Annotated in this window: 25 protein-coding genes; 13 read left to right on the top strand and 12 right to left on the bottom strand. The window is 67.2% G+C overall.

Going from position 1 to position 26,511, the window contains the following annotated elements:
- Positions 1–137 precede the first annotated feature (137 nt).
- From AC1DQR_RS29800 to AC1DQR_RS29775, 6 genes are all read right to left on the bottom strand, one after another.
- Positions 138–1,088, bottom strand: a complete 951-nt coding sequence (locus tag AC1DQR_RS29800) for a cation diffusion facilitator family transporter (RefSeq protein WP_174425909.1) — start codon at positions 1,086–1,088, stop codon at positions 138–140.
- A 68-nt stretch (positions 1,089–1,156) separates the two neighbouring features.
- The gene (locus tag AC1DQR_RS29795; RefSeq protein WP_416052689.1) at positions 1,157–1,621 is read right to left on the bottom strand and encodes a DUF6691 family protein; all 465 of its coding nucleotides are present in this window, start codon (positions 1,619–1,621) and stop codon (positions 1,157–1,159) included.
- An 8-nt stretch (positions 1,622–1,629) separates the two neighbouring features.
- Positions 1,630–2,064, bottom strand: a complete 435-nt coding sequence (locus AC1DQR_RS29790) for a YeeE/YedE family protein (protein ID WP_416052690.1) — start codon at positions 2,062–2,064, stop codon at positions 1,630–1,632.
- Positions 2,065–2,078: 14 nt separating this feature from the next.
- Positions 2,079–2,399: a metalloregulator ArsR/SmtB family transcription factor gene (locus AC1DQR_RS29785; protein WP_416052691.1), complete on the bottom strand. Its 321-nt coding sequence runs from the start codon at positions 2,397–2,399 to the stop codon at positions 2,079–2,081.
- A 96-nt stretch (positions 2,400–2,495) separates the two neighbouring features.
- Complete coding sequence (locus AC1DQR_RS29780; RefSeq protein ID WP_416052692.1) at positions 2,496–3,347, bottom strand: universal stress protein; 852 nt, start codon at positions 3,345–3,347, stop codon at positions 2,496–2,498.
- Between the two features lie 165 nt (positions 3,348–3,512).
- Positions 3,513–4,202, bottom strand: a complete 690-nt coding sequence (locus tag AC1DQR_RS29775) for a cobalt-precorrin-7 (C(5))-methyltransferase (RefSeq protein ID WP_416052693.1) — start codon at positions 4,200–4,202, stop codon at positions 3,513–3,515.
- 241 nt (positions 4,203–4,443) lie between these two features.
- Here AC1DQR_RS29775 and AC1DQR_RS29770 point away from each other — a divergent pair, with 241 nt between their 5' ends.
- Positions 4,444–7,011 (top strand): sensor domain-containing protein, encoded by a 2,568-nt coding sequence (locus AC1DQR_RS29770; protein WP_416052694.1) that lies wholly within the window; start codon positions 4,444–4,446, stop codon positions 7,009–7,011.
- Between the two features lie 40 nt (positions 7,012–7,051).
- Here the strand turns inward: AC1DQR_RS29770 and AC1DQR_RS29765 are convergent, their stop codons facing one another.
- Complete coding sequence (locus AC1DQR_RS29765) at positions 7,052–8,407, bottom strand: M20/M25/M40 family metallo-hydrolase (RefSeq protein ID WP_416052695.1); 1,356 nt, start codon at positions 8,405–8,407, stop codon at positions 7,052–7,054.
- 220 nt (positions 8,408–8,627) lie between these two features.
- Between AC1DQR_RS29765 and AC1DQR_RS29760 the strand changes: the two genes are divergently transcribed.
- The 3 genes from AC1DQR_RS29760 to AC1DQR_RS29750 all read left to right on the top strand — a co-directional run bounded on the left by AC1DQR_RS29760 (position 8,628) and on the right by AC1DQR_RS29750 (position 10,386).
- Entirely contained in the window at positions 8,628–8,915 is a 288-nt protein-coding gene (locus AC1DQR_RS29760) for an HPr family phosphocarrier protein (RefSeq protein ID WP_437341740.1), read from the top strand.
- 25 nt (positions 8,916–8,940) lie between these two features.
- The gene (locus AC1DQR_RS29755) at positions 8,941–10,083 is read left to right on the top strand and encodes a DUF1275 domain-containing transporter (RefSeq protein ID WP_477134282.1); all 1,143 of its coding nucleotides are present in this window, start codon (positions 8,941–8,943) and stop codon (positions 10,081–10,083) included.
- Positions 10,084–10,206: 123 nt separating this feature from the next.
- A complete protein-coding gene (locus AC1DQR_RS29750) occupies positions 10,207–10,386 on the top strand; it encodes a hypothetical protein (protein WP_043355544.1) in 180 nt (59 codons plus the stop codon).
- A gap of 23 nt (positions 10,387–10,409) precedes the next feature.
- On the opposite strand, the gene AC1DQR_RS29745 is transcribed toward AC1DQR_RS29750, so the two are convergent.
- Together AC1DQR_RS29745 and AC1DQR_RS29740 are read right to left on the bottom strand one after the other, a co-directional pair.
- Positions 10,410–13,403 (bottom strand): transglycosylase domain-containing protein, encoded by a 2,994-nt coding sequence (locus AC1DQR_RS29745; protein WP_477134281.1) that lies wholly within the window; start codon positions 13,401–13,403, stop codon positions 10,410–10,412.
- Positions 13,404–13,665: 262 nt separating this feature from the next.
- Positions 13,666–14,286 carry a methyl-accepting chemotaxis protein gene (locus AC1DQR_RS29740; protein WP_477134294.1) on the bottom strand — a complete coding sequence of 207 codons (621 nt, stop codon included), beginning with the start codon at positions 14,284–14,286 and terminating at the stop codon, positions 13,666–13,668.
- 332 nt (positions 14,287–14,618) lie between these two features.
- Here AC1DQR_RS29740 and AC1DQR_RS29735 point away from each other — a divergent pair, with 332 nt between their 5' ends.
- On the top strand, positions 14,619–16,175 hold the full coding sequence (locus AC1DQR_RS29735) for a methyl-accepting chemotaxis protein (RefSeq protein WP_416053274.1): 1,557 nt from the start codon (positions 14,619–14,621) through the stop codon (positions 16,173–16,175).
- A 60-nt stretch (positions 16,176–16,235) separates the two neighbouring features.
- On the opposite strand, the gene AC1DQR_RS29730 is transcribed toward AC1DQR_RS29735, so the two are convergent.
- Positions 16,236–17,102: a LysR substrate-binding domain-containing protein gene (locus AC1DQR_RS29730; protein ID WP_416052698.1), complete on the bottom strand. Its 867-nt coding sequence runs from the start codon at positions 17,100–17,102 to the stop codon at positions 16,236–16,238.
- A 137-nt stretch (positions 17,103–17,239) separates the two neighbouring features.
- Between AC1DQR_RS29730 and AC1DQR_RS29725 the strand changes: the two genes are divergently transcribed.
- The 6 genes from AC1DQR_RS29725 to bluB all read left to right on the top strand — a co-directional run bounded on the left by AC1DQR_RS29725 (position 17,240) and on the right by bluB (position 23,409).
- Positions 17,240–17,827, top strand: coding sequence for a cysteine dioxygenase family protein (locus AC1DQR_RS29725; protein WP_416052699.1), 588 nt, complete (start codon positions 17,240–17,242; stop codon positions 17,825–17,827).
- Positions 17,828–17,972: 145 nt separating this feature from the next.
- Entirely contained in the window at positions 17,973–19,613 is a 1,641-nt protein-coding gene (locus AC1DQR_RS29720) for a rhodanese-like domain-containing protein (RefSeq protein ID WP_416052700.1), read from the top strand.
- Positions 19,614–19,898: 285 nt separating this feature from the next.
- Complete coding sequence (locus tag AC1DQR_RS29715) at positions 19,899–20,906, top strand: Bug family tripartite tricarboxylate transporter substrate binding protein (RefSeq protein WP_416052701.1); 1,008 nt, start codon at positions 19,899–19,901, stop codon at positions 20,904–20,906.
- 105 nt (positions 20,907–21,011) lie between these two features.
- Entirely contained in the window at positions 21,012–22,229 is a 1,218-nt protein-coding gene (gene metC / locus AC1DQR_RS29710; protein ID WP_416052702.1) for a cystathionine beta-lyase, read from the top strand.
- 58 nt (positions 22,230–22,287) lie between these two features.
- Complete coding sequence (locus AC1DQR_RS29705) at positions 22,288–22,533, top strand: FitA-like ribbon-helix-helix domain-containing protein (RefSeq protein ID WP_416052703.1); 246 nt, start codon at positions 22,288–22,290, stop codon at positions 22,531–22,533.
- A gap of 198 nt (positions 22,534–22,731) precedes the next feature.
- The gene (gene bluB, locus AC1DQR_RS29700) at positions 22,732–23,409 is read left to right on the top strand and encodes a 5,6-dimethylbenzimidazole synthase (RefSeq protein ID WP_416052704.1); all 678 of its coding nucleotides are present in this window, start codon (positions 22,732–22,734) and stop codon (positions 23,407–23,409) included.
- A gap of 16 nt (positions 23,410–23,425) precedes the next feature.
- On the opposite strand, the gene AC1DQR_RS29695 is transcribed toward bluB, so the two are convergent.
- Positions 23,426–23,896, bottom strand: a complete 471-nt coding sequence (locus AC1DQR_RS29695) for an Lrp/AsnC family transcriptional regulator (protein WP_045240794.1) — start codon at positions 23,894–23,896, stop codon at positions 23,426–23,428.
- Positions 23,897–24,068: 172 nt separating this feature from the next.
- Here AC1DQR_RS29695 and AC1DQR_RS29690 point away from each other — a divergent pair, with 172 nt between their 5' ends.
- Positions 24,069–24,389, top strand: coding sequence for a hypothetical protein (locus tag AC1DQR_RS29690; RefSeq protein ID WP_416052705.1), 321 nt, complete (start codon positions 24,069–24,071; stop codon positions 24,387–24,389).
- A gap of 54 nt (positions 24,390–24,443) precedes the next feature.
- On the opposite strand, the gene AC1DQR_RS29685 is transcribed toward AC1DQR_RS29690, so the two are convergent.
- On the bottom strand, positions 24,444–25,157 hold the full coding sequence (locus AC1DQR_RS29685; protein WP_416052706.1) for an NUDIX hydrolase: 714 nt from the start codon (positions 25,155–25,157) through the stop codon (positions 24,444–24,446).
- 155 nt (positions 25,158–25,312) lie between these two features.
- Between AC1DQR_RS29685 and AC1DQR_RS29680 the strand changes: the two genes are divergently transcribed.
- On the top strand, positions 25,313–26,344 hold the full coding sequence (locus AC1DQR_RS29680) for an SPFH domain-containing protein (RefSeq protein WP_416052707.1): 1,032 nt from the start codon (positions 25,313–25,315) through the stop codon (positions 26,342–26,344).
- Positions 26,345–26,511 lie beyond the last annotated feature (167 nt).

The following is a 26,511-nucleotide window of genomic DNA, read 5'->3' as shown; positions in this document are numbered from 1 at the left end:
GTGTCTGCGTGTCTGCGCGGCGAAGCGGGCGGACCGCTTTTTGCCACCGGGAGAGCCATTTCAAGCCAGGATGGCAATCATACCGGGCATCGGCAAACGACGTTTGCCCACGCCCGGCCCACGCTTTGGTCAGTCCATCATGCCGCGCCTGCGCGCGCCGGGTCCTCCGCCTGGCGCTGCGGCACGCGCACCGGGTCGACATGGGTCATCACATTCAGCACGTCCTGAATCTGCATGGCGGCGAGGCGCGCCTCCACCGCAATACGGTGCCCTGCCTCGACCGTCATTGCGCCATCGATCTCCAGATGCACGTCGACCAGGATCGCGTCGCCCATCTTGCGGGTCTTCAGGTCATGCAGGCCCAGCACGCCTGGCGTGGCCAGCATGGCCTGACGAATCGCCTCGATGCTCTGCGCGTCCACGGCACGGTCCATCAGGTCATGCAGAGCATCCCAGGAGAATTTCCAGCCCATCCGGGTCACCATCAGCCCGACCACCAGGGCGGCCACTGGGTCGAGCATGTGGTAGCCGAGCAGGTTGCCGCCGATGCCCACGGCGACCACCAGCGACGATGCCGCATCCGAGCGCGCATGCCATGCGTTGGCAACCAGCATGCTGGAGCGCACGCGCTCGGCCACGGCGAGCATGTAGCGGAACAACGATTCCTTTGCCGCCAGCGCGCCCAATGCCACCCACAGCGCAACACCCTTGACCGGCTGGATCAACTCGGGATGCTCCAGCTTTTGCACGGCCGACCACAGCATGCCAACGCCGACCGCGAGCAGCAGCAAGCCGATTGCCAGCGAGGCGGCGGTCTCGAAACGCTGGTGGCCGTATTGGTGGTCGGCATCCGCGCCCTTGCGGCTATGGTGGCTGGCAAACAGCACCACAAAGTCCGAGACCAGGTCGGAGAGTGAGTGAATGGCATCCGCGATCAACGCCTGCGAGCCGGCCACCACGCCCGCCACCAGCTGCATGCAGGTCAGCAGGATATTCACGGCCACGCTCACCCAGGTGCTGCGCCGCGCCGCCTGAGCCCTGGCAGGCGTTTCTACCTCGGCCTCGTCGATGACCTCATCAGTTCGCATCGATGGATGACTCCTGTTGTCCGGTTAACGTCCGGTTCATGTCCAAATAGCGTCCGGCTAATGTCCGGCTAACGTCCAGTTAATGCCTTGCCGGCTAAAGCGCGGCCGCGCCCCAGCCATTCTAGCCACTCGAACAGCGCCATGCCGGCCAGCATGGCCAGCACAAAGACCGCGTCTTGCCATGCGCCCGCGCCCAGCAGTACCAGCGCGGGCCCCGGGCAGATCCCCGCCAGCCCCCAGCCCACGCCGAACAACAGGCTACCACCAAGCAAGCGCCGGTCAATCCGGCGCGACGCCGGCAGTTGCATGGGCAAGCCCAGCAGCGAGACGGCACGCCGCCGGGCGATGCCGAACGCCACCACGCCCACCGCGATCGCACCGCCCATCACCAGCGCCAGCGAGGGATCCCAGCGCCCGGCAAGGTCGAGGAATCCGAGCACCTTGTCCGGATTGGCCATGCCGGCCAGGATCAGCCCGAGGCCGAACACCAGGCCAGAGGCCAGCGAGATCAGCAAGGAAAAAAGGCGGTTCATATCGCTCCTCATGCGCCGAGCAGGTGCCGTGCGACAAAGACCGTCGCAAAACCGGCCGCCATGAAGGCCGCGGTGGCCGCCAGCGAGCGTGGCGAGAGCCGCGACAGCCCGCAGACGCCATGCCCGCTGGTGCAGCCGGCGCCGTAGCGGGTACCCAATCCCACCAGCAAGCCGGCCACGACCAGCAGGCCGGCGCCGGCATGGACGCGGATCTGCGGCAGCGCGCCGAACAGGCGCCACAGCAGCGGCGCCGCCAGCAGGCCAAGCACAAAGGCGATACGCCAGCCCGCTTCCGCGCGCGCTGGCCGCAGCAAGCCACCAACGATGCCGCTGATGCCCGCGATGCGCCCGTTGAGCAGCACGAGCGCGGCGGCGGCCAAGCCAATCAGCAGGCCCCCGCCCAGCGCGGACCAGGGCGTGAAGTGTGTCCAGTCAATGATCATGGCCAGTGGCTCCTTCATTCAGCGGGGCAATACAAGGCGTAGAGCGTTTCGAGCACGGCCAGCACCCGCGCATCGGCCACCGCGTAAAAAATCCGCTTGCCATCGCGCCGCGTGTTGACCAGCCCTTCCGCGCGCAGCACACCGAGTTGTTGCGACAAGGTGGGTTGGTGGATGCCGAGCAGCGCTTCGAGTTCGCCCACCGACATCTCGCCCTGGCTGAGCTGGCAAAGCAGCAGCAGCCTGTCTTCATTGGCGAGGGCGCGCAGCATGGCGGTGGCGTCGCCCGCGGCGGCGCGCATCGTGTCCAGGCTCAGCGAGGGAGAAGCCGCTTGCATGGGTTCGGCAAGGGCCGGGCGAGACCCCGGCCTGCTAATCAATATACGGCTGAATATTATATCAAAAAGTATATTGATGCCAGCCGAGACCGACCTTCAATGCGACATCAACACCGGAATGCCGGCGTGGCGCATCAGGGTGCGGGTGGTGCCGCCAGTGACCAGTTCACGCAACCGGGCGTGCCCATAGCCACCTGCCACCAGCAAGTCGGCCTGCAAGTGCCCCACCGCCTCCAGCAGCAACTGGCCGATCCCATGGCTGCCTTGCACGGCGTGCATGACGCTGGTGATGCCCTGGCGCGCCAGGTGATCGCGCAGGCCGGCGTGCGCACCGGGCACATCGGGCATGCCGTGGGTCGCCGAGCCGTCATGCGTGCTGGACGCCGACACCACGGTGACACGCTTGGCCAGGCGCAGCAGGGGCATCGCATCGGCCACGGCCCGGGCGGCTTCGCGCCCACCATCCCATGCGATGGCGACATGCTCGCAGGGCAGATGCCGCACGCCCGGCGGCACCAGCAGCACCGGGCGGCCGGTGTTGAGCAACACATATTCCGGGGTCTGTGCCACCAGCACGGGAATGGACTCCGGCCCGGGCAAGCGGGCCAGGACTACCACGTCCGCCACCCGCCCTTGCTGGACCAGCGCCCAGCCCACATCGTCCTCGATGACCCTGTGGGTGAAACCCACGCCGGGCGCCGCTTCGCTCATGGCCCGATGAAATGCGGCGCTGGCTTCGGCGCCCTGCGCCAGCAACTGGCGCCGGGCTAGTTCCGCGTAGTATCCCGCCTCGTCGCCCGCGCCCCGGAACGGCTCCAGCCGCATGCCGGTGGCGGTTACCCCGATCACATGGCCGGCCGAGCGCTGCGCCAGTTCCGCCGCCAGGTTGACGCGATCCGCACAGCCGGGGTCGGCGCCGAGTTCGACCAGCACGGTCTTGAAATCCATGATGTTTTCCCTCCGATCCGGAGACCCCTGCACACGGTTGCAGACGTTTTTCCGACTATCCGAAAATGGACTCTACTCCGTGCGCGGGGCAGCGCAAGCGGGCAATGCGGGCGACTTGCGGCAGATCAACGCCGAGGCCCCACCGGGCGCGGCCGGCGCGCGGGGCTACGCAAGCGGCGGCGGCTCGATCTGGCTGGCCATTGGCGCCAGCGCACGGATCAGCATGATGCTCATATCGGTGAACGCCAGTGTGCAACTGGCCAGCGTGCCACGCCAGTCCGCATCGGCCAGCGTCAGATTCTCCCAGACCTCGACCGGATGCTCGGGCGGCACGCCCTGTGCCACCAGCCAGGCGGCGATATCGCTGGGCATGAAATCCCACGGGCGCGGAATCACGATGGCGTTGCGCTGGTCCGCCAGCACGTGCACCAGATGGCGCTTGAACGGCTCCAGGTCTCCGCGCCGGTGAAAAGTCAGGAAGGTGGTCTCGTCAAAGCAAACCTTGCCGCGCGCAGCCAGCACCTGGGCCGAAGAGATGCCGGGCACGGTATCCACCGGATGGCCGCATGCCCGCTCGACCCGCTCCAGGTACTGGAAACCGCTGAAATGCATGTCGCCCATGAACAGCACCACGCAGCGCCGGCCGCCATGGTGCTCGGCGGCAACCCAGGCAAGCCGCTCCACCTGGTCCTGGTATCCCATGGTGACCACCTGGGCCGCCGGCGGCACCAGCGGGCGGATGACGTCGATGACGGTGTCGAAGCCGGCCACGATGTCGGCGCCACGGATCAGTTCCGCCACGCCGTGGGTCAGGAAGTCAAGGTGCCCGGGGCCAACGCCGGCGCAGATGATCATGAAGAATCCCGGTTCGATCGATGCACAAGGGGACGGCGCGCGCATCGCCCCGTCAAGACAGGGCGCAATTATGCCAAGCCATCGGAGCGCGAGGCCTGCGCCGAGGAACGCCTGGCGCAAAAAAAAGTACTTCAGGATCCGGCACAGGATGCCGATAGCTGCTTCAGAGCCGAGTCAATGTCCCGCGAGCCCCACCGGGCAAGGCAGGCATCCTCGGTCGTTAGCGACGTTTACCTCACTCATGCCAGATAGAGACAAAGCGCTCAGCATAGCCGACCCCCATCAGTTGTTCCGCAATTCGCTCGAGCAAGCCACCGATGCCGTCTTCATCCTGAACACGGACAACAAGGTGATCTTCTTGAACGCTGCTGCGGAGGCACTCTATGGCGCATCCCGTACGCAAGTCTTCGGCATGAACGTGGAGGCGCTGGTGCAAAAGCTGCCGGATGCCGACGCGCAGCGTGCCCAGCCCTTGCCAGCCGTCCAGATCCTGAGGCCGGATGGCGAACTTCGCTTTGGCCATGTCGCGGAATCCAGCACCCGCCTGGGAGACGTTACACTGCGCACGCTGCTGGTGAAGGTGGCCAGCCACCGGGATGCCAGCCGCGACGATCACCCGTTGCTATCCGTCATCGCCGACGAGATCGACAGTGCCGTGCTGGTGGTCGATGCCGACTGGCACATCGTGTATGCCAACGCCGGGCTCACGCGCATGCTGGGCTACAAGCCCTGCGAGCTGAGGGGCAAGACCCCGCGCGAGATACTGGCCGGCGAGTTCACCGATCCCGGCGTGATGCAGCGCTTGCATGCCCAGCGCTCATCCCCGGGCGGCGAGCGCCACGAGGCCCTGGTGTATGCGCGCGACGGCAGCGCACTCTGGGTCAGCGCCACCGTGCGCCACCTGGTCAGTGCGACCGGCGACCGGCATCACGCCATCGTCATCCTCTCCGACATCACCCAGCAGCGGACCTACGAGATGCTGCAGCGAAAGGTCCTGCAAGCCATGGTGATGGAGCAGCCGCTGCCGGCCGTGATGGAGTTGATCTGCGAAGAAGTACAACGCGTGGCACCCTCCGTGATCGCGTCCGTGCTGCGGGTGGACGCCGATGGGCGCCTGCACCCGCTGGCCGCGCCCGGCCTGCCGCCGGACTATTCGGCGGCGCTGGACAGCCTGACCATCGGGCCATCCGTGGGCTCCTGCGGCACAGCCGCCTGGCTGGGCGAGCCGGTGATGGTCAGCGATATCGCCAACGATCCGCTATGGGCGGATTTTCGCGATCTTGCCCTACCCCTCGGCCTGGCGGCATGCTGGTCCTATCCGATCAAGGCAAGCGATGGCCGCGTGCTTGCCACGCTGGCCTTCTACTGCCGCACCGTCCGCCAGCCCGACGCCTTCCACCAGCAACTGGCCGAGGTATGCGCCTCGCTGTGCAAGCTCGCGTTCGAGCGCGAAGAAGCCGCCGAGCGGATCCTGCAGCTCGACCACTACGATTCACTGACCGGCTTGCCCAACCGCAGCCTGCTGCAGATGCAGGCCGGCACCCTGCTGCTCGCGGCGCGCTCGGCCGGCACCACGCTCAGCGTGCTGTTCGTCGACCTGGACCGCTTCAAGCATATCAACGACTCGCTCGGCCACGTCGGCGGCGACAAGCTGCTGCGCGAGGTTGCGCAACGCCTTAGCGCGCACGCCGGGGATACCGCGCTGGTGGCGCGGCTGTCGGGCGACGAATTCGCGCTGGTGCTGCCCGACAGCGACCGCACCCAGACCATTGCGGCGGGCAAGCGCATCCTGGCCGCGCTGCGCCAGCCGCTGCGCATCGACCACGCCAGCATTGCGCCCTCGGCCAGCATCGGCATCAGCATGTTCCCGGCCGACGGCGATGCGCTGGACTACCTGCTGCACTGCGCCGAGATGGCCATGTACGACGCCAAGGCCGCGGGGCGCAACCTGTTCCGCTTCTTCAGCATCGAGATGAACTGGGCCGCCCAGGAGCGCCTGGCGCTGGAGTCCGCGCTGCGCGACGCCCTGCTGGCCGAGGAGCTTCATCTCAACTTCCAGCCCCAGGTGTTCCTGCGCGATGGGCGCCTCTACGGCCTGGAGGTGCTGGTGCGCTGGCACCACCCGCACTTTGGGATGGTGTCGCCGGACCGCTTCGTGCCACTGGCCGAAGACAGCGGCCTGATCGGCACGCTAGATCGCTGGGTGCTGGAGCAATCGTGCGCACAGCTAGCCGCCTGGCGCGAGGAAGGGCTTTCCGTACCCACGATCTCCGTCAATATTTCTCCCGCCAGCTTCCGCGACCCGGGGCTGCCGGCGCAAGTGGCCGAGACCCTGGCCCGCCATGGGCTGCCCGCCCAGGCGCTGGTGCTGGAAATGACCGAAGGGCTGCTGATGGAAGATGACGCGGGACTCGCCGCCACCGTTGCCGCCATCCACGCGCAGGGCGTGCGCTTGTCCATGGACGACTTCGGCACCGGATATTCCAGCCTGGGCTACCTCAGGCAGTTGCCCGTGCATCAGCTCAAGCTGGACAAGAGCTTTGTGATCGATCTGGAAAGCGATGCCGCCGCCCGCGAGCTGGCCAGCGCCGTCATCCGCATCGGCGACAGCCTGAAGCTCGCGGTGATCGCCGAAGGCGTGGAAAACGAAGCCCAGCGGCGCTTCCTGCTATCGCAGGGATGCCATATGGGGCAAGGCTACCTGTTCTCGCGCCCGCTGGATGCCCTGGCGGTGGCGAAATGGATCGCCGCGCCGCGGGCGGTTGAGCGGCAGCCGGCGGAACATGGAGAGCTGCATTCGCGGCGTTGAAAGAAGAGGCGGTGGCAACTTGGCCGGCACCGCCCGCTGGCTACTTGGCGGCGCGCTTTTCCAGCAACGGCTGGCTCACGCCCTGCACGCCCACCAGCCCGAGCACGGTGGTTAGCCCGACCTGGGCGCCTTCCCAGGCGTTGGTCGGGTCGTACCACTCATCGCGGGCATGGAAGCCGCCGGTCTTGCCGCCGCTGCCGATGATGATGGCGGGAATGCCGAGCGACATCGGCACGTTGGCGTCGGTGCTGCCGCCGCGCAGGCTGGGCGTGCCCTTGCCGTAACCCTTGATGGCGCGCACCGCCGCCTGCACGATCGTGGCGTCAGGTGGCGTGCGGCCCGCCGGACGGTCGCCGATCTGCTTGACCTGGTAAGTGATCTGGCTGGCGGCGTCGGCCGGATGCCAGCGGCGGTTTTCCTCCGCAACCCCGGCCTCGATGGCAGCCATGATCTGCTTCTCGGTTTCCAGCAGCGACGGCGTAGCGTTGGAGCGGATATCCACCGCCATGCGCGCATCGCCCGCAATCGCGTTSACCGACGTGCCGCCACCCACCGTGCCCACCGTGAACGTGGTCTTGGGATCCTCCGGCGGGCGCACGTCGCTCACCTTGGCAATGGCCCGTCCCATCGCGTGGATGGCGCTGGGCAGGCCGAAGGCGCCGAAGCTGTGGCCCCCCGGGCCACGGAACGTCACCTCGTAACGATGGCTGCCGGTGCCGAGCGACAGCACCCGGTCGCCCACGCCCGGCTCCAGCCCGACCATGCCGTCGATATCCGGGTGGTCGCGGAACACGGCCTTCATGCCGCGCAGGTTGCCCAGTTCTTCCTCGCCCACGTTGCCAACGAACACCAGGTCGCCCACGGTGCGCACCTGGTTGTCGTTGAGCACCTTGAGCCATGACAACAGGACCGTCAGCCCGCGCGTGTCATCCGAGATGCCTGGCGCATAGAGACGGCCATCGCGCGGCTTGACCGTGACATCGGTGCCTTCGGGAAAGACCGTGTCCAGATGCGCCGAGATCAGCAGCTTGGGGCCGTTCCCGCTGCCCTTGCGGATGCCGATGGCATTGCCCTCGGCATCGATATGCGCATCGGCAAGGCCAAGCGCCTTGAGCCGGGAGAGGAAATGCTCGGCCCGTGCCTTCTCCTTGAACGGCGGCGCGGGGATCTCGGTCAGCGCCTTGAGATCGCCCAGCGAGCGCGCGTCATCTGCCTTCACGTCGGCCAGCACCTTCTTGACCAGCGGGGCGGCTTCGAGCGTGGCGTAGGTGCGCTCCACCGCAGGCGAGACCGCTGGCACGGGGATGGTCTGCGCAACGGCGTGGGTGCCTGCCAGGGCGAGCGCCAGGGAAAGCGGACGGAACGGGATGGCAACAGATTGGGGGCGTGCTTGCATGGTGGGGCGATGGCTCCGGAAAGGACATGGCGGCAAGACAAACGGCACAGGCATCGGGCCTGGCCGGGCGAAGCCATATTCTGCCAGCGAGGCGGGAGATAGTGGGCGGCAAGCAGTGGGCGGCATGAGGCATCCATGTGCCGGGCAAGGTAATTGGATTACCATTCAATACTTGGCGGCAGGCGATGCCGTGCCTGTTGCCCGCCTTCCGGCTTGCCCGGTGTCCACGCTGCATAGCGGTTTTACCGAGGGTGATGTGGTAGAAGCAACGATTGAGATGTCCAGCCCTCACGGCCTGCAGGGCCGCAGGGCCACACGGCTGACCACCACGGCCAGCCAGTTCGAGTGCAACATCCAGCTGAGCAGCAACGACTGCACGGCGGACGCCAAGAATGTGTCCGAAGTCATGCGCTTGTCGGCGCGCGCCGGCCTGCGCTTGCGCATCCAGGCCAGCGGCGCGGACGAGTCGGTGGCGCTGCGCGTCATCTGCGCCTTGCTGACCGATTAAGCGGCCGGCCCGGCAGTCAGCGACCATGCCCATCACCTACCTGCGCAACCTCACCGGACGGGTACGCAGCCCGCGCGCCAACCGGCAGCTTGCCGGCTATCTGAGCTTTGTGGCCGGCGCCACCAACGCCGGGGGCTTCCTTGCCGTGCAGCAGTACACCTCTCACATGACGGGCATCGTCTCGGCCATGGYGGACCACCTGGCGCTGGGGCAGGTCGGGCTGATCCTGGAGGGACTTGGCGCGCTGCTGTCCTTCCTGGCTGGCGCGGCCACTTCCGCCGTGCTCATCAACTGGGCACGGCGCGAGCACCTGAACAGCGAATATGCCCTGCCCCTGATGCTGGAGGCCTTCTTGTTGCTGTGCTTTGGCTTGCTCGGCGGCAACCTTGGCAATCACCAATGGCTGTTCATACCCGCCACGGTGATGGTGCTGTGCTTCATCATGGGCCTGCAAAACGCCATGATCACCAAGATTTCCCACGCCGAGATCCGCACTACCCATATCACCGGGATGGTGACCGATATCGGCATCGAACTCGGCAAGCTGTTCTACTGGAACCTCGCCAAATCCGACGAGGCCAGGCCGCCGGTGCTGGCCAACCGGTCCCGGCTGCGCATGCTGGCCATGCTGGTGGCGCTGTTCTTCTTCGGCGGCGTCGTTGGCGCGCTGGGCTTCAAGCATCTGGGATTCAGCGCCACGCTGGCGCTGGCGGCGTTGCTGCTGGTGCTGGCATTCGTGCCGGTGGTGGACGACGTGCGGGCCCACGGCGCGCGGTTGGCCGCCTACGGGCGCACATGGGCGCGCGAGGTCTTGCGCGATGTCCATGCCCTGTGGCTGGCCGCGCGCGATCCGCGCACGCCGTGGTACGCAAAAGCCATGGCCCTGCTGGTGGCGGGCTACGCGCTGTCGCCGATCGACCTGATCCCCGACTTCATCCCGGTGCTCGGCTACCTGGACGACGTCGTGCTGGTGCCGCTCGGGGTCATGCTAGCCATCCGGATGATCCCGCCGGACCTCATGCGCGAGTATCGGGCCGCCGCCGTTGCGGCCGGGCAACGCCCAAGCAGCCGCGTGGCGGCCGCGGTCATCATCGCGCTGTGGATTGGAAGCGCGCTTGTGATGGCGGCGCTGCTCGCGCGCTATGTTCCGTGGCTCCGAAGCAACTGATTTGCGATTCCAGGCCCTGAAGGTACGCGCGGACACATTGGTTTGCATTTGGCACGGCCGGCGCTACCTACAATCGAATTGTCGGGAGGCACATCCCGCCCATCACCGAGCCAGCAACGCATCATGCAGGACCAAGCCTTACCCCCCACCGTGACCTGCCTGCAGGGCCTGCGCGATCTCGCGGCCCTGCTCACCGCAGGCTCCCTGCTCCAGTCCGCCACCTTGCAGGTCATTGCCGAGTACGAACGGCACGCCCGCACCTCCGAAGACAATTACTGCGCCCGACGACATAGCTGGGACTAGACTCGCCCCGGCAGCGCTGCCGCTCAGTGCTTGCATGCCAGCGGTGAACGCACGCCGCCGTCGCGCACCAGCGGCAGGATGGTCGGCGCCAGCGATTTCAGCAACTGCACGGACAGCGCGCTGGTGAAGGCATAGCGCGCGGCGTAAGGCTCTTGCACGTACGCCGTGACGTTGCCGAAGTAACGGTCGCCAAGGAAGAACACGAAGGTGGCCGAGCGGCTGACCACGCGCGAGGAAATCAGCCTGCCGCCTGGCCCGTAGACTTCGTAGCGATGATCGCCCGTGCCTGTCTTGCCGCCTGCCACGATGCCGCTGCCACCCAGCGCCGACTTCAGCATGCCCGCCGTGCCCGAATCCACCACGCCGATCAGCGCGGCGCGCACCACCTCGGTGATATCCTCGCTCAGCAAGCGCGTGCCCTTCTGCCCCAACCCAAAATCAGTCGCGTACGGCGTGCCCGCCGCAAACTCCAGGCTGCGCAGCGCCGTGGCCTGCTGGCGCACGCCATTGCCCTGCACGATACCGACCAGCTCGGCCAGCGCAGCCGGCCGGTCCCCCGCCGCGCCGATCGCCGAGGCATAGGACGCCGTGATCGCACTGAACGGATAGCCCAGGCGCTGCCACCGGCGCGCAATTTCTACAAAGGCCTGGCGCTCCAGCTGGCTGCGGATGCGGCGCGTCTGGCCGCCGGGATGGCGGGTCTTGAACAGCCACGCATACACCTCCTGGCGTTGCTCGGTGCTGTCGCGCAAGGCTTCATCCAGGCTGGCATCGGGGCGCTGGCGCAGGTAATTGAGCAGCCATAGCTCAAGCGGATGCACCCGCGCCAGGTAGCCCCGGTCATTCAGCGAAAAGCTGGTCGGTCCGTATTTGCTGTACAGCTTGGCCAGCTTCTCATCGGTCAGCCCCGCCTTGGGCAGGATGGCGAGCATGACCTTGTTGAACTGCGCCGGATCGATGTCGGGATCGATGCTGCGCAGCGTCACCGCCAGCCCCACTGGCGAGAAGTGGCGGTTCTGGAGCACGCGCCTGGCCGCTTCCTGCTGGGTCATGCCGCGATATTTCCCGTAGAAGGCACGCAGGTAGTCGCTGCCCTCCTTGTCGGCAAAGCGCACCAGGTACGCGCGGCGCTGCGGCGCGGCCGGATTGTTCAGCCAGTCGTCGGCATCGGGATGCAAGCGATAGGTTTCGTAGCGCACGATATCGCGCATCAGGCGGATAAAGACCAGGTTCACCGAGTGCTCGAACGCTTCGCGCACGGTCATGATCTTCATGTTTTCCCAGCGCTCGAAGTTGGTAAACGTCTGCAGCCCGCCCCCGGTAAAGAAGGCCTCTCCCGCGCCGCCGGAATAGCGGCGCAGCATGGCGGCTTCCAGCATGGCGCGGCGGCTCTTGTCGGGCGCGGCGAGCAGGTAGCTCACCACCCACTGGGTCAGTGCATCCAGCTTGGCCGGCTTGATTTCGCGCAGCTCGGCCGCGGACATGCCGGCATATTTCTCGTGGAGCTCGGAGAGGATTTCCAGGTAGGTCACCAGCGTGCGCAGCTTGGCGGTCGAGCCCAGGTTCAGCCGCGCGCCGCGGTTCAGGTCGAACGGCAGGTCCAGGTTGTCGGCTTGCACGCGCAGCAGGTTGGCGCCGTCGACCTTCTCGTAGAGCGTGAAGCTGATCGCCAGCTTGCCCGGGTCGTCGCCCTCGCGCAGCAGGTTGTGGCCGTACATCCCGAAGCCATGCGCGCCGTCACGCGTACCCGCCCGCAGCAGCGCCTCGGTGACCACCCGTTGCAGGCCCGTATTGATGGTGCTGTGGGCAGTCAGGTCGAGCCGGTCCAGTTCGTAGCTGCTGCCGAGGTCAAGATAGCGCAGCAAATCGGTGCGCACCCCGCTGATGGCCTTGCGCGAGATAAATGACACCTCCGGCCGGTCCAGCGCCGGGGCGCCCAGCGTCAAGGACTGGGCCAGCGAAGCGTCGCGCAGCCAGGGCGGAATGGCGCCAGCGGCCGAGAGCAAGCGGATATAGCTGTCGGTCAGCTCTACCAGCGTGGCTGTATCGCGCCGCAGGAAATGCGATGGCCCGCGCTGGGCAATGATCAGCGAGAGCGCTTGCTTGAACACCCGCGCCTGCCGCTGGCCGAGTTCGCCCTCGCCCTGTCCCGCGCCGGGTCCCGGCCCGGCGGCATTCGCCAGCAAGCGGTTGGCCTCGTCGAAGTCCTGCCCGTACCAGGCCCACAGGCCATCGCCCAGTCCGTTGACCTCGCCCAGGCCGGCCCGGGCCGAGAGCGGCACGGTGTTGAGGTAATCCAGCAGGATGCGCTCCCTGGCGGCCACGGTGTTCGGGCCGTCCAGGTAGGCGCGCATCGATGCGCTAGCCATCTGGCGCAACTTTTCCTTGGGCGAACCGGTGCGGCCGGAGCGCGAATGCCGGTATTTCTCGATCTGGGTAGCGAGCGTGCTGCCGCCGGCGGCGTCGTGCTTGTCATTGAAGAAATGCACGCCCTGATCCAATGCGGCGCGCGTGAAGCGCCGCACATCCAGCGCGGGATTGCGCGTGGGAAATTCGGGATCGAGCAGATCGCGGTTCTCGATGAAGAGCAGCGCGTTCACGAGCAGGACCGGAATGTCCTCGAAGCTGGCGTAGGTACGAGGCAGCGTGCGCCTGGCGCCAAATGGCAGGTCATTGCAGTCAAGCAGGTCCAGGCCGGCCTGGGTCTTCTCGTGATAGGGCGCGAACAGGCCGGAGTCCGTCAGTTCCAGCATGCGGTCGGACCACTGTGCCTGGCGTTCGCGCCGAAAGCCCCGTGCTTCCAGCAATTCGGTGAACTGCGGCATCCGGCTATAGCCGAAGCGCAGGTCATAGGGGCCGTCGTCCGGAAAGCGGATGCGGTCGCTCGGGCCGTCCTTTACCGCGAAGGCGACGTCTTTCGCCCGCCCGGCGAAGTAGCGCGCCTGCAACCGCGAGGTGGCGAGTTCCTCGGCAACGACGGCGCAAAGGAGGTAACCGCCCCCTACAAGCAGAGCCAATACCAGGAGCCTGGGCCAGACACGTCGACGCACGATTCAGGTCCGTTTGCGAGGAAACCGGGGCTTTTCCCGGCGCGTCGGCCTATGCCGGGCGCCTGCTGGCAACGATGGCACTATTCCGCCACTCTCGTCACAACGTATACCCTAGTCTAATGGGGCCTAACGCACAAAGTGCGCGTGCGCCATCCCGGCGTTTGCTGCCATGTTCCCGTCATTTCCTGCCGCGCGCCGGCACTCCCGGCCCGCCTGGCCGCCCGGCCGCCTATATGCGGAACGCCGCGATAGCCTGGTTAAGCTGGCGCGCCTGGTCCTCCATCGACGCGGCAGCAGCAGCGGCCTCGTCGACCAGCGCCGCGTTCTGCTGGGTGGACTGGTCCATCGACGCCACCGCCTGATTGACCTGCTCGATGCCGCTGCTCTGCTCGACCGAAGCCGCCGCAATCTCGCTCATGATGTCGGTCACCCGGCGGATCGCCGCGGCCACCTCCTCCATGGTGCTGGCCGCGCGCCCGGCCTGGCCACTGCCCAAAGCCACATGCGCCAGCGACGTCTCGATCATGGACTTGATCTCGCGGGCCGCCCCGGCGCTGCGCTGGGCCAGGCCGCGCACTTCGCCGGCAACCACGGCGAACCCGCGCCCCTGCTCCCCGGCGCGGGCAGCTTCCACGGCGGCGTTGAGCGCCAGGATATTGGTCTGGAAGGCGATACCGTCGACCACGCCGATGATCTCTGCGACCGTCCTGGCCGCCGTGCTGATATCGCCCATGGTGGCCAGCACATCGCCCACCACCGCTCCGCCCTGGCTAGCCACCTCGACCGCGCTGACGGCAAGCTGGCTGGCCTGGCGCGCGTTGTCTGCGTTCTGGCGCACGGTGGAGGTCATCTGCTCCATGCTAGAGGCCGTTTCCTCGAGCGAGGCAGCCTGCGCTTCCGTGCGGCTGGACAAATCCGCGTTGCCCGCGGCGATCTGCCGGGTGGCCGCCGTGATCGCATCCGAGCCCTGGCGCACCCGCCCCACGGTAAGCGCAAGGCTGGCGGTGCAGCAACAACTTGAGGCTGCGCTATCCGCTGTGCGCAAGACCGCACCTGGAGGGCGAATTCAGGCCCCGCGATTGATTTTGCGCAAACTTTCATGCGTCCGCGCGACGGCCTCGGTCAAGTCCGGCCAAAGCCGTCCGTTAGCCCAGTGATCTCAAACCCCTGTTCCAGACGATGATGAAAAACCTGAGCGTGCGTACTGCCCTGCTGGCAGTCCTGGTGACCTTTGCCTGCATGATCGTGTTCGGCGCGGGCGTTGGCGTGCTCGCGCTGCGCGCCGCGGACCAGGCGACCGGGCGCGTGGAGCAACTCTCCGCCAGCGCCCTGCTGCTCAACGATGCGTACAAGGACATGACCCGGGCGCGCTCGGCGCTCGCGCGCGCCTACGCCTCGGCCCGCGAGGGCAGCACTGAAGTCAACACCGGCGCGCTCGATGCCGCCGGCAAATCGCTCAAGCGCTCGGCCGAGGCGTTGCAGCGCTTCGAGGCCGCACCTCCGCTGGAAGGCCAGGACGACGCCCAGCGCCGCCAGGCCGTGGATGCCGCGCGCCGGCATGCCGGCACGGTCGAGCGAGCCCTGGCCGCCTTGCGCGCGGGGGACCCCGCCGCCTACGCGGCGATCAACGACCGCGACATCACCACCTCCGGGGCCGAGTATTCAGTGGGCGTCGAGCGCTTCCAGGAACAGGCGAGCCAGCTGGCGCGGCAGGAAACCGAGACCAGCAGCTCGCGCTACCAGTGGGTGGTGCGGCTCGTGGTGGTTGGCATCACCGCCGCGCTGGGCCTGATCGTGGCGGTGCACCTCGGACTGCGCGCGGCCATCGTGGCGCCGCTGGCCACGGCCGCCGAGCACCTCGACCGTGTGGCGCAGGGCGACCTGAGCCATCCCGCCGCGGCCGCCGGCAACAACGAGGTGGGCCGCGTGCTCGCCGCCGTGGCGCGCATGCAGGTGGCGCTCACGCGCACCGTCAGCCAGGTGCGCGCCAGCTCGGACTCGGTCAACATCGGCGCGCGCGAGATCGCGGCCGGCAATACAGACCTGTCCTCGCGCACCGAGCAGCAGTCCGCGTCGCTCGAGCAAACCGCGGCCAGCATGGAGGAGCTCACCTCCACGGTGAGCAACAACACGGAGAGCGCGCGCCAGGCCAGCGCGCTGGCCGCAGAAGCGGCGCGGCTGGCCACGCGCGGCGGCAACGACGTGCGCGGCGTGGTCCAGACCATGGGCGACATCAGCAGCAGTTCGCAACGGATCGCCGACATCATCGGCGTGATCGACGGCATTGCCTTCCAGACCAATATCCTGGCGCTCAACGCCGCCGTGGAAGCGGCGCGCGCGGGCGAGGCGGGCCGCGGCTTTGCCGTGGTGGCGGGCGAGGTGCGCGCCCTGGCGCAGCGCAGCGCCAACGCGGCACGGGAGATCAAGTCGCTGATCGACGACTCGGCCAGCAAGGTGGGCGCCGGCAACGCGCTCGTCGCCCAGGCCGGCCAGACCATGAGCGAGACCGTGGATGCCGTGGGCCGCCTGGCGCGGATCATGGAAGACATCTCGTCGGCGTCGCTGGAACAAAGTGCCGGCATCGTGCAGGTCAGCCAGGCGGTGACGCAGATGGAAGCCGTCACCCAGCAGAACGCGGCGCTGGTTGAGCAGGCAGCCGCCGCGGCCGGATCGCTGGAAGCGCAGGCGCGCCAGCTTGCCGAGGCGGTGGGTGCCTTCCGGCTTGCGCCGGCAGCCTGAGGGACTGCTGGCCCCCCCAAGCCAAGCTCAAGCCATCCTCAAGCCACCTTCAAGCCACCTTCACACGGCCGTGATGCCGCGCTGCAAGGTGGTCTTGAGCATGGAGAACACCTGCCGCGCCACCGGGTTGGCCGCATTGGGCCGCGCCCACAAGTAGTACGTCACATCGGGCAGGCGCGGTAGCCCGTCCTTGTCGCCCAACACCCGCATGTCGGCGCCCAGCAGGTCGATGCTGCGCGCCGTGATCCCCAACCCGGCGCGGATCGCCGCCTTGATGCCGATCAGGCTCGGCGCGAAATACGCCGCGCGCCAGGGCACGCCGGCCTCCTTCAGTGCATCCAGCGCCAGCTTGCGAAACAGGCTGGGCTCGTCAGCCAGGATCAGCGGCACCGTGCTGCCGTTCTCATAGGCGAAATCCGCCGCGCAAACCCAGATCGTGGGTGAGGTGCGCAAGACCAGGCCGTCCAGGCTGGTGTCTTCCCGGGTGGAAACGGTCAGGTCGATCTCCCCCCGCCGCAACGATTCCATCAGGAAGGGGCTGCGTCCCACATGGATCTCCAGCCGCAGGGCGGGCGACGCGCGCGCGATATGCGACAGCAGCGGCGGCAGGATCGTGTCGGCCACATCGTGCGGCGCCCCGATCCGCAGCGAGCCTGTCAGGTCGCCCTCGCGCAGCACGCGCAGTGCCTCGTCGTTCAGGTTCAGCAATTGCCGCGCGTATTCCACCAGCTTGTTGCCGTGCCGCGTGAGCTGCTTGCCGCGCCCGTGCCGCTCGAACAGCGCCAGCGCCACCTGCTCCTCCAGCCGCTGCATCTGCTGGGTGACGGCGGACTGGGTGCGGTGCAGCCGCTGCGCCGCGGCGGCAAAGGTACCGTGATCGGCAATGGCCACCAAGGTGCGCAAGAGGTCCAGATCGAGATTACGCATTCATTAGACTTGCTTAAGTATTTTCATGAGTGATTAAGTGGTTTCAGGTGCCAGCCTTCATTACAGTGAAACCATGCAAGGTGATGTACCACCCCGCAAACCAAGAACCATCAAGACTCAGCAAGGATTCTAGAGACATGTCGATCGCACAACAACGCCAGGCCGCCGTCGGGGACACAATTCAATCCATCAAGGAAATCGTAGCTAGCGGTGGCGTCACCCGCGAATCGCTGGCCAGCGTGCTGGGCCAGGTGGAGCAGCTCGCGGCCAAGCCGCACCTGTGGGGGCAGAGTGAATTCGCCCCACCGGAGGAAGGCGAACGCCAGGCCCGCTACCTGATCGCCGAAGATCCCGACCAGACCTTCGCGCTGTACCTCAACGTCATGCGCCCCGGCAAGCGCATCCCCCCGCACGACCACACCACCTGGGCCTGCGTGGCCGGCGTGGTGGGCACCGAGTACAACGACGTCTACCTGCGCACCGACGATGGCAGCGAGCCGGGTGTCGGCACGCTGAAGCACTCGCACACGGTGGAAGTGGGCCCGGGGTCGGGCATCGCGCTGCTGCCCGAGGACATCCACTCGGTGGAGATCCGCGGCGAATCCGTGATCCGCCACCTGCACATGTACGGCCGCGCGCTGGAAACCCTGACCGGGCGCACTGCCTACGACCTCGAGACCGGCCGCTGCCAGGCCATGAGCGTGGGCGTCAAGACGCGCCGCTAAACGGCACCCGGGAGGTGCGGCGTTACGCCCCCCCCACAACCCGCACCTCCCGGCTTCCGCCGAAGCCCATATCCAACACCTTTCCAGTTGCCTCCCGCCCGCGCGCGGCCAGGAGGCCTGGCCCCCTTTTTGCCTGAACAAACGCATGCCCGCCATCCTGAACACGCCCGACACCCGCTACACCCAGGTCGACCCGGTCACCCTCAAGGGCTGGCTGCACGACCAGGACGAGATCGCCCTGTTCGATATCCGCGAGCATGGCCAGTATGGCGAAGGCCATCCGTTCTACGCAGTGCCGCTCCCCTTTAGCCGGCTGGAACTGGATATCGGCCGCCTGGCCCCCAACACCGCGGCGCGCATCGTGCTGGCGGACAACGCCGACGGCGTGGCAGCGCGCGCCGCGCAGGCCCTGTCCACCCTCGGCTACACCCGCCTGTTCGTGCTGGACGGCGGCGTGCCGGGCTGGCAGGCCGCCGGCTACGCCTTGTTCGCTGGCGTCAACGTGCCCTCCAAGACCTTCGGCGAGCTGGCCGAGCACCATTACGGCACGCCGCGCGTCTCAGCCGCGGAGCTGGCGGCCATGCAGGCAGGCGAGCCAGCTCCGGTGGTGCTTGATGGCCGGCCCGTCTCGGAATTCCGCAAGATGAATATTCCCGGTGCCATCTGCTGCCCCAACGGCGAGCTGGCTTACCGGCTGCGCGACCTGGTGCCGGATCCGGCCACGCCCATCGTGATCAACTGCGCAGGCCGCACGCGCAGCATCATCGGCGCGCAAACCCTGATCAACTTCGGCGTGCCCAACCCTGTGTTCGCGCTGGAAAACGGCACCCAGGGCTGGTACCTGAACGATTACAAGCTGGAGCACGGCGGCACCCGGCGCTATCCCGACAGCGCCGCGCCTGCCGGGCTGAATGCCGCTCAGGCCGCGGCGCAGACGATGGCGGTGCGCTTTGCGGTGCCGCACATTGACGCCGCCGAAGCGGGGGCTTGGCTCAACGACCGCTCGCGCACCACCTTCCTGTGCGACGTGCGCACGCCGCAGGAATACGCCGCCGGCTCCGTGCCCGGCGCCCAGAACACGCCGGGCGGCCAGTTGATGCAGGCCACCGACCAATACGTGGGCGTGCGCCGCGCGCGCCTCGTGCTGATCGATGCCGATGGCGTGCGCGCCACGGTGGTGGCGAGCTGGCTGCGCCAGATGGGCCATGACGCCGTGGTGCTCGAAGGCGGGCTTGCGGCTGCGCTTGCCTGCGGCCTCGCCGCGCCCGCCGGCCCCGTGGCGCCCTCCCGTGCCTTGCCGGGCATCGATGCCAGCTCGCTGGCGGCGGGCCTGGCCGGGCGGCAGCTGCTGGCGCTCGACGTGCGCGCCAGCATGGCGTATCGCGCCGGGCACGTGCCGGGCAGCCGCTGGTCGATCCGCCCGGTGTTTGCCCGCGACCTCGCTGGTGTGCCGCGCGACACGCCGATCGCGCTCATCGGCGATGACGATCAACCGGGTGTGGCCGCGCTGGCCGCCGGCGAACTGGCCGCACTGGGCTACAGCGACATCAGGCTGCTCGCCGGTGGCACAGGCGCCTGGCAGGCGGCAGGCCATGTGCTGGCAAGCGATGCCGGGGATGGCGATGCAGCAAGCAGCCTGCCCGACGCGCGCTGCATCGATTTCCTGTTCTTCGTCCACGACCGTCACGACGGCAACAAGGAGGCCGCTCGCCGCTACCTGGCCTGGGAAACCAACCTGATCGGCCAGCTCGACGCCCAGGAACTGGCCACTTTCCGCTTCGCCTGATCCGCACAGCGTCCTTTCAACATGACCCGCCATCAGCGACCGAGCCCGTCACGCAGCCACCTCCCGCCTCTCGCGGTGGGCAACGGTACGCATGGCTGGCAAGGCGAGTCGCAAGGCATTGATTCCCATCCGGCTCGACGGTGCAGCGCCAAGGGGACGCCCCGGCACTCCGGGGATACAGGGGCAAGAGGCAACAGCCGGTACGCCACGGCGGCCAGCGGGGCCAAAGAAGCCTGCCCAGCCGCCCTTCGCTCTGACATCTCTCTACATACACAGGGGTTTTTCATGTCACGCATCAAGCAAGTCCTGACCCGCACCTTTTCCACCGTCGCCACCGTCACCCTCGCCATGGCCGGCGCCCCCGCCAGCGCACAGCCGATGGCGCCGGTCGGCGGCTTTCCCTCGCAGCCGCTGCGCTTCGTCTCGCCGTTTCCCGCCGGCGGCGGCAACGATGCCGTCACGCGCATCGTCACCACGCGGCTCGGCGAAGTGCTGGGGCAGACCGCCGTCACCGACAACCGCGGCGGCGCCGGCGGCAATATCGGCACGCGCTTCGTCGCCGAGGCCAAGCCAGACGGCTACACCCTGCTGACCTCGCAGGTGTCGGTCATGGCCGTGAACCCGACGCTGTACAGCGCGCCTGGCTTCGACCCGATCAAGAACTTCATGCCGGTCACGCAAATCAATGCGGCGCCGCTGGCCATCGTGGTGGCAGCCAACGCGCCCTGGCAGACCTTTGCCGAACTGGCCACGCAGGCCAAGGCCCAGCCGCAAAAGATCACCTTTGCCACGCCCGGCAACGGCACGCTCTCGCACCTGGTCGGCGTGGTGCTGGACAAGGATGGCGGCATCGCCTTGCAGCACGTGCCCTACAAAGGCGCCGGCCCGGCCATCAATGACCTGCTGGGCGGGCAGGTGAACGTGCTGATCACCTCGACCTCCTCGGTGGCGGGCTTTATCCAGGCCGGCCGCATGCGCGCGCTGGCGGTCACCAGCCCGCGCCGCCTGGGCGTGTTCGCCAAGGTGCCGACGCTGGAGGAGCTGGGCTACCGCAATGCCCGTTTCGAGGACTGGTACGGCGTATTCGCCCCCGCCGGCACCTCGCCCGAGCGCGTGGCCTACCTGAACCGCGCCATCCTGCAGGTACTGCAGATGCCAGAGGTGGTGAAGCTGATCAACGAAGGCGGCAGCGACGTGGTGGGCAGCAAGCCGGAGGCATTCGCCGCACAGCTCAAGGGCGACATCGCGCGCTGGTCGCAGATCGTCAAGCTCTCCGGCGCCCGCGTGGACTGATCCGGGCGCAGCCGGTGCAGGCGGCATGGCTCTTGCTGCTGCCTGCCACCACAAGTTGTCATACCAGCCGCGCCACCCTGGCGCGGCACCCCACCAGGCCAAGCCATGAAGCCCAGCATCCTTACCCACCTCGCGCACGCCGGCCGCGCCAGCGCCGTGGATGGCGGACAGCCCGTCAACCCGCCCGTGGTGCGCGCCAGCACCGTGTTGTTCGACTCGGTGGCACAGATGCGCGAGATGCGCTCGCGGCGCGGCAGCGAACGCCTGTTCACCTACGGCGCGCGCGGCAATCCCACGGCGTTTGCGCTCGAAGACATGGTCACCGAGCTGGAAGGCGGCTACCGCACGCGCCTGTTCCCCAGCGGGCTGGCAGCCGCTGCGATGACGCTGCTGGCCTACCTGCGCCCCGGCCAGCACGTGCTGCTGCCCGATTGCGTGTACGAGCCGGTGCGCAAGCTGGCCGAAGGTTTCCTGGCGCAGCACGGCATCGCCGCCAGCTTCTACGCGGCCGATGGCCACGACCTGCAAGCCAGGCTGCGGCGCGAAACCCGGCTGGTGTACGTGGAGGCGCCCGGATCGCTGGCCTATGAAATGTGCGACCTGCCGGCCATCGCCGACATCGCCCACCGGCACGGCGCGCTGGTGGCCGCTGACAACACCTGGGGCTCCGGCCTGCTGTACCAGCCCCTTGCGCTGGGCGCCGATATCTCCCTGATGGCCGCGACCAAATACCTGTCCGGGCATTCGGACGTGATGATGGGCACGGTCTGTACCCTGGAAGCCGCCTGGCCGGCACTCGCCGCGGTGGCCGACGCCTTCGGCATCAGCGTCAGCCCGGACGACGCCTACCTGGTCCAGCGCGGCATGCGCTCCCTCGGCGCGCGCCTGTCGCAGCACGAGCGCAGTGCGCTGGCGGTCGCGCACTGGCTGCGCACCCGCCCCGAAGTGGCGGAGGTCTTTTGCCCCGCCCTGCCCGGTGACCCCGGCCACGCGCTTTGGCAGCGCGACTGCCACGGCACCAACGGCCTGCTGTCGTTCTCGCTGCGCGCCGCGGCACCGGACGCCGCCGAACGTTTCATAGACAGCCTTGCACTGTTCGGCATCGGCGCCTCCTGGGGAGGCTTCGAAAGCCTCGCCGTGATCGCCGACATGCGCGGCGCGCGCAGCGTCACCGACTGGTCCAGGCGCGGCCAGGTGATCCGGCTGCATATCGGGCTGGAGGATGTGGATGACCTGCTGGCGGATCTGGCACGGGGGTTCGAGGTGATTGGCGCCGGCCGGGTTGCGGGGCGCGTGTTGGAGGCGCGCCTGGATACGGCGTAGTGAACCAATCTGCAGTCTTGCGCTAGCATTGCATGCATTGCTTGCGCAGGAGATTGATGTGGCAACACTGACCATCCGTCATGTGGATGAGGAACTCAAGGCACGTTTGCGCATGGAGGCCGCGCAGCACGGCCACTCGATGGAAGAGGAAGTTCGCGCCATTCTGCGGCGTGCGCTGAACAAACCCCCGGGCCCCGGCGCATTTGGAAGTCGACTGCGCCAGCGCTTCGTAAGCCTGTCCGATCCAGTGCCCGAGCTTCCCCTGCGCGAAGCGCAACCGCGGGCTGCGGATTTATCCGAATGATCGTACTCGACACCAATGTGGTGCCCGAATTCATGCGAAGCCGGCCTGAGCCAGCGGTCATACGTTGGCTCGACTGACATCAAGCGTGTCAGCGCAAAGACTCATCGCTACGTCCTGACCGTGCCCCTCGCAAGCCCACCTTGCGATCCGCCGCTTCGCACAGGCATACAATGCCGGCTTTTGCCCTTGCGCCCCGCGATGCCTGCACCCCTGACCGAAAGCCACTCCGCCGTTTTCTCGCCCGAGGAACAGGAGAGCTTCTACCGTCTCATCGCTTCGCGGCGCGACATGCGGCATTTCATTGCGGGCGCGTCGGTCGATGACGCGGTCCTGATGCGCCTGCTGCGGGCCGCGCACAGTGCGCCTTCGGTGGGGCTGATGCAGCCGTGGCGCTTTATCCGCGTCGCCGATGCGGCCTTGCGGGAAGAGATCGCCGCGTTGGTCGAGGCCGAACGGCAGAAGACCGCCGTGGCGCTGGGCGAGCGCGATGGCGAATTCCTGCGGCTGAAGGTGGAAGGCGTGCGCGAGTGCGCCGAGCTGTTGGTGGTGGCGATGGCACCGGATGACGGCACCGTGTTTGGCCGGCGCACCATGCCGCGCGAGATGGCGCTGTGCTCGGCGGCCTGCGCCATTGAAAACCTCTGGTTGGCGGCGCGCGTGGAGAACCTCGGGCTGGGCTGGGTCTCGATGTTCGCGCCCGATGCGCTGGCTGCGGTATTGCGGTTGCCGCCGGGTGGCCAGCCTATCGCCATTCTCTGTCTCGGCCCCGTGCAGGCCTTCTACCCCGCGCCGATGCTGGAGCTGGAAGGCTGGCGCCAGGGCCGCCCGCTCGCGGACCTGATGTCCACGGACACCTGGGACCACCCGGACGCCTGAGGCCCCATCGGGCCACTCAAGGCGCCACTGACGGCTCCCGCTTCATGCAGCGCAGCACGAAGGTGGAATGGCTGTGCCGCAAGCCCGGCAGCTTGTAGAGCTTGTGGCGCAGGAATTCCTCGTACCCTTCCGTGCCCGCCACCGCTACCTTGATCAGGTAATCGTATTCGCCGGTGAGCAGATACGCCTCCATCACTTCCGGCAATTCGGCCAGCGCTTCGCCGAAGCGATCCAGCATGTCGTCGTCGTGCCGGTCCAGCGTGACCTCGATCAGCACTGTGTCGGGCAGGCCGAGCGCCTTCTGGTTCAGCAGGGCCGCATAGCCTTCGATCACACCGCTTTCTTCCAAAGCGCGCACGCGGTTCCAGCACGGCGTGGGCGACAAGCCAACCTGCTCGGCCAGCTTGAGGTTGGAGAGCCTGCCGTCGCGCCGCAGCGCGCGCAGGATGCGGCGGTCGGTTTCGTCCAGTTTTGGGGAGGTTGCCATGTCTTCTGCCTAGGATAAGGAAGTAATCACCCGTAACTCTACCATCCACAGATAATTTATCTCCAAATTGATCAAAACCGGAGGCAATAAAGAAGCCCATTCTGGGGTGGCGCTGGTAAATTTGTCACATGCCTTCCCGGCCACAAACCTCACTAAACCTGCCGCCGATACCATGTCAACCTTGAACCTCGCCCTGCGGCTGGACCGCACTGACCTCTTCGGCGCCGTCGAATGGACGCTGGCCAACGCCCGCCGCACCGGCCTGCACCTGATCGACCTGTGCTTCGGGCAAGCGGCCGCGCCCTACCAGCTCACGCTGTCGGTCGGCGCGGACGATGCGGACCGGCTGGACCTGTTCGTCAGGCGCCTGGAAAACGGCGTGGACGTGCTGGAAGTCTTCGAGATCGCGGCGCCGGGCAAACGTGCTGCCGAGGCGCCGGCGCACGTCGAGGCGCGGCGTGACGAGGTGGAACCTTCACTAGCATTAGCCTAGGCGGTTGCCAAAGAACGGGCCCCGGTACGCAGCCCGGCACCGCGCCCGCCTGATTCAGCGCTGCTCGAAGCTGCGCGTGAAGTAGACCAGGCCGGCCTGCTCGCGCAAGCGGTACAAGGAGGCCGGGCGGCGCCCGGTCTCTTTTTGCGCGCCCAGGTCTTCCAGCAAGTCCGCCGCGAGCATGCGGGTGCGGAAGGCCTTTTTTTCGAGAGGACGGCCCAGCACGATCTCGTAGACATGCTGCAGTTCGCCTAACGTGAACGCGGCCGGCAGCAAATGCGCGGGCAGCGACGTGTACTCGGTCTTGCCGCGCACGCGCCCGAGCGCCGCGCTCAGCAGCGTGGCGTGATCAAAGGCCAGCGCCATCCCCACGCCATCGCCCTCCACCGGCGCCCAACGCAGGTCGGCGGCGTTGCCGCCCTTCTGCAGATCCAGCGTGTCATCCGCCAGCAAGGCAACGTAGACATGGGTGGTGGACCATCCGCGCGGGTCGCGCGTGGCGCTGCCCCAACTGCCTACCTGCTCCAGATAGGGACTATTGACCCCGGTCTTCTCCGCCAGCTTGCGCAACGCGCTGCTCTGCAGATCCTGGTCCCGTTCGATATCGACAAAGCCGCCCGGCAAGGCCCATTGGCCAGGAAATGGCTCGCCGGACTGCTGCGGCCGCTGCACGAGCAGGACCTGCAGCGCCCCCGCACGGATCGTCAGGATGACCACGTCGACGGTGGTCAGCGGGCGCGGGAATGCGGCGGTGGTGGGTTTCGTCATCGGGCGGGCGTTCCTGGAAGGAGGCGATTCAAGCGATTCACGCCGGATTATAGATTGACAAGTGTCTCAGCCACACTTATATTAGTGGCACAGACACACTTAATGCCAGGCGCCCGGCGCGGGCGAATCCAACACCACCACCGGAAAGGACCACCATGTTCGGCATCCGATTCATCAAGGCAGATCCCACCACCTATCTGATGCAGATGAAGAGCGGCAAGATCATCCGCGAAGGCAGCGGTCAGTCGTTCTACTACTACGCGCCCACCACATCCCTCGTTGCGGTGCCCGTGGGCAGCCAGATCCTGCCGTATATCTTCGAGCTGATCACGACCGACTTCCAGTCCGTCACCGTGCAAGGCAACCTCTCCTACCGCATCACCGAGCCGCGCAAGACGGCCGCCATGCTCAATTTCGCGCTCAAGCCGGACGGCCGCAACTACATCTCCGAGGATCCGCAGAACCTGCGCACCCGCGTGGAGGGCGTGGTGGAGGTACTGGTGCAGCAGGCCGTGAGCGCCGAAACGCTGCGCTCCGCGCTGCAGGCGTCCGACCGCATGGCCCGCCAGGTCGAAGGCGCGCTCAAGGCGCATCCGGACGTGCTGGCCCTCGGCCTGGAAATCCTGTCGTTCTCGATGGTGGCCGTGAAGCCGCGCGCCGAAACCGCGCGGGCGCTGGAAGCCGAGGTCCGCGAGCAGATCCTGAAGGCGGCCGACGACGCCATCTACGCCCGCCGCAACGCCGCGGTGGAAAACGAACGCGCCATCAAGGAAAGCGAGCTCGACACCGAAGTCGCGGTGGAGCTCAAGCAGCGCACGATCCGAGAAACCCAGATGGAAGCCGAAGCCGCCGTGCAGAAGAAACAGGCGGAACTGGAGGCCAGCACCATGGAGGCGCAGATCACGCTGGAAGCGCGCCGCAAGGAGTTCGTGGGCCTGGAGGCCGACAACACACGCACCACCGCCGAGGCCGAGGCACACCGCCTGGGCGCGGTGATGCAGGCCCTGCAAGGCGCCGACGCGCGCATCGTGCAGGCGCTGGCCGCATCGGGCATGGCGCCGGGCCAGCTGATCGCGCAGGCCTTCGGCGGGATTGCCGACAAGGCCGAAAAGATCGGGCAGCTGAATATGTCGCCTGAACTGCTTCAGTCGCTGCTGGCACCACAGAGCAGCGGCCGCGCAAAATAACCGAAGATCGGCGCAGCTTTAAGGATTCTCTGCAAAACGTGTCAGCGAGTGGCGCTTCCCCTACGTTGCAATAGTCAGGAGGAAGCTGCCATGAAGCAAGGAGAATTGGGATTGAACCTGTCGACAAAGCGCACGCGTAAGCGCGAGTTCTTGGATGAGATGAGTCA

It is taken from the genome of Cupriavidus sp. 05L411 (assembly GCF_056398045.1).
This window is presented reverse-complemented; position numbering and strand designations above follow the sequence as displayed.

What these genes read in the sequence shown, in the direction of transcription:
- AC1DQR_RS29800 (WP_174425909.1), bottom strand. Translation starts at nt 1,088, where the DNA reads ATGCGAACTGATGAGGTCATCGACGAGGCCGAGGTAGAAACGCCTGCC.
- AC1DQR_RS29795 (WP_416052689.1), bottom strand. Translation starts at nt 1,621, where the DNA reads ATGAACCGCCTTTTTTCCTTGCTGATCTCGCTGGCCTCTGGCCTGGTG.
- AC1DQR_RS29790 (WP_416052690.1), bottom strand. Translation starts at nt 2,064, where the DNA reads ATGATCATTGACTGGACACACTTCACGCCCTGGTCCGCGCTGGGCGGG.
- AC1DQR_RS29785 (WP_416052691.1), bottom strand. Translation starts at nt 2,399, where the DNA reads ATGCAAGCGGCTTCTCCCTCGCTGAGCCTGGACACGATGCGCGCCGCC.
- AC1DQR_RS29780 (WP_416052692.1), bottom strand. Translation starts at nt 3,347, where the DNA reads ATGGATTTCAAGACCGTGCTGGTCGAACTCGGCGCCGACCCCGGCTGT.
- AC1DQR_RS29775 (WP_416052693.1), bottom strand. Translation starts at nt 4,202, where the DNA reads ATGATCATCTGCGCCGGCGTTGGCCCCGGGCACCTTGACTTCCTGACC.
- AC1DQR_RS29770 (WP_416052694.1), top strand. Translation starts at nt 4,444, where the DNA reads ATGCCAGATAGAGACAAAGCGCTCAGCATAGCCGACCCCCATCAGTTG.
- AC1DQR_RS29750 (WP_043355544.1), top strand. Translation starts at nt 10,207, where the DNA reads ATGCAGGACCAAGCCTTACCCCCCACCGTGACCTGCCTGCAGGGCCTG.
- AC1DQR_RS29740 (WP_477134294.1), bottom strand. Translation starts at nt 14,286, where the DNA reads ATGACCTCCACCGTGCGCCAGAACGCAGACAACGCGCGCCAGGCCAGC.
- AC1DQR_RS29735 (WP_416053274.1), top strand. Translation starts at nt 14,619, where the DNA reads ATGAAAAACCTGAGCGTGCGTACTGCCCTGCTGGCAGTCCTGGTGACC.
- AC1DQR_RS29730 (WP_416052698.1), bottom strand. Translation starts at nt 17,102, where the DNA reads ATGCGTAATCTCGATCTGGACCTCTTGCGCACCTTGGTGGCCATTGCC.
- AC1DQR_RS29725 (WP_416052699.1), top strand. Translation starts at nt 17,240, where the DNA reads ATGTCGATCGCACAACAACGCCAGGCCGCCGTCGGGGACACAATTCAA.
- AC1DQR_RS29720 (WP_416052700.1), top strand. Translation starts at nt 17,973, where the DNA reads ATGCCCGCCATCCTGAACACGCCCGACACCCGCTACACCCAGGTCGAC.
- AC1DQR_RS29715 (WP_416052701.1), top strand. Translation starts at nt 19,899, where the DNA reads ATGTCACGCATCAAGCAAGTCCTGACCCGCACCTTTTCCACCGTCGCC.
- metC (WP_416052702.1), top strand. Translation starts at nt 21,012, where the DNA reads ATGAAGCCCAGCATCCTTACCCACCTCGCGCACGCCGGCCGCGCCAGC.
- bluB (WP_416052704.1), top strand. Translation starts at nt 22,732, where the DNA reads ATGCCTGCACCCCTGACCGAAAGCCACTCCGCCGTTTTCTCGCCCGAG.
- AC1DQR_RS29695 (WP_045240794.1), bottom strand. Translation starts at nt 23,896, where the DNA reads ATGGCAACCTCCCCAAAACTGGACGAAACCGACCGCCGCATCCTGCGC.
- AC1DQR_RS29690 (WP_416052705.1), top strand. Translation starts at nt 24,069, where the DNA reads ATGTCAACCTTGAACCTCGCCCTGCGGCTGGACCGCACTGACCTCTTC.
- AC1DQR_RS29685 (WP_416052706.1), bottom strand. Translation starts at nt 25,157, where the DNA reads ATGACGAAACCCACCACCGCCGCATTCCCGCGCCCGCTGACCACCGTC.
- AC1DQR_RS29680 (WP_416052707.1), top strand. Translation starts at nt 25,313, where the DNA reads ATGTTCGGCATCCGATTCATCAAGGCAGATCCCACCACCTATCTGATG.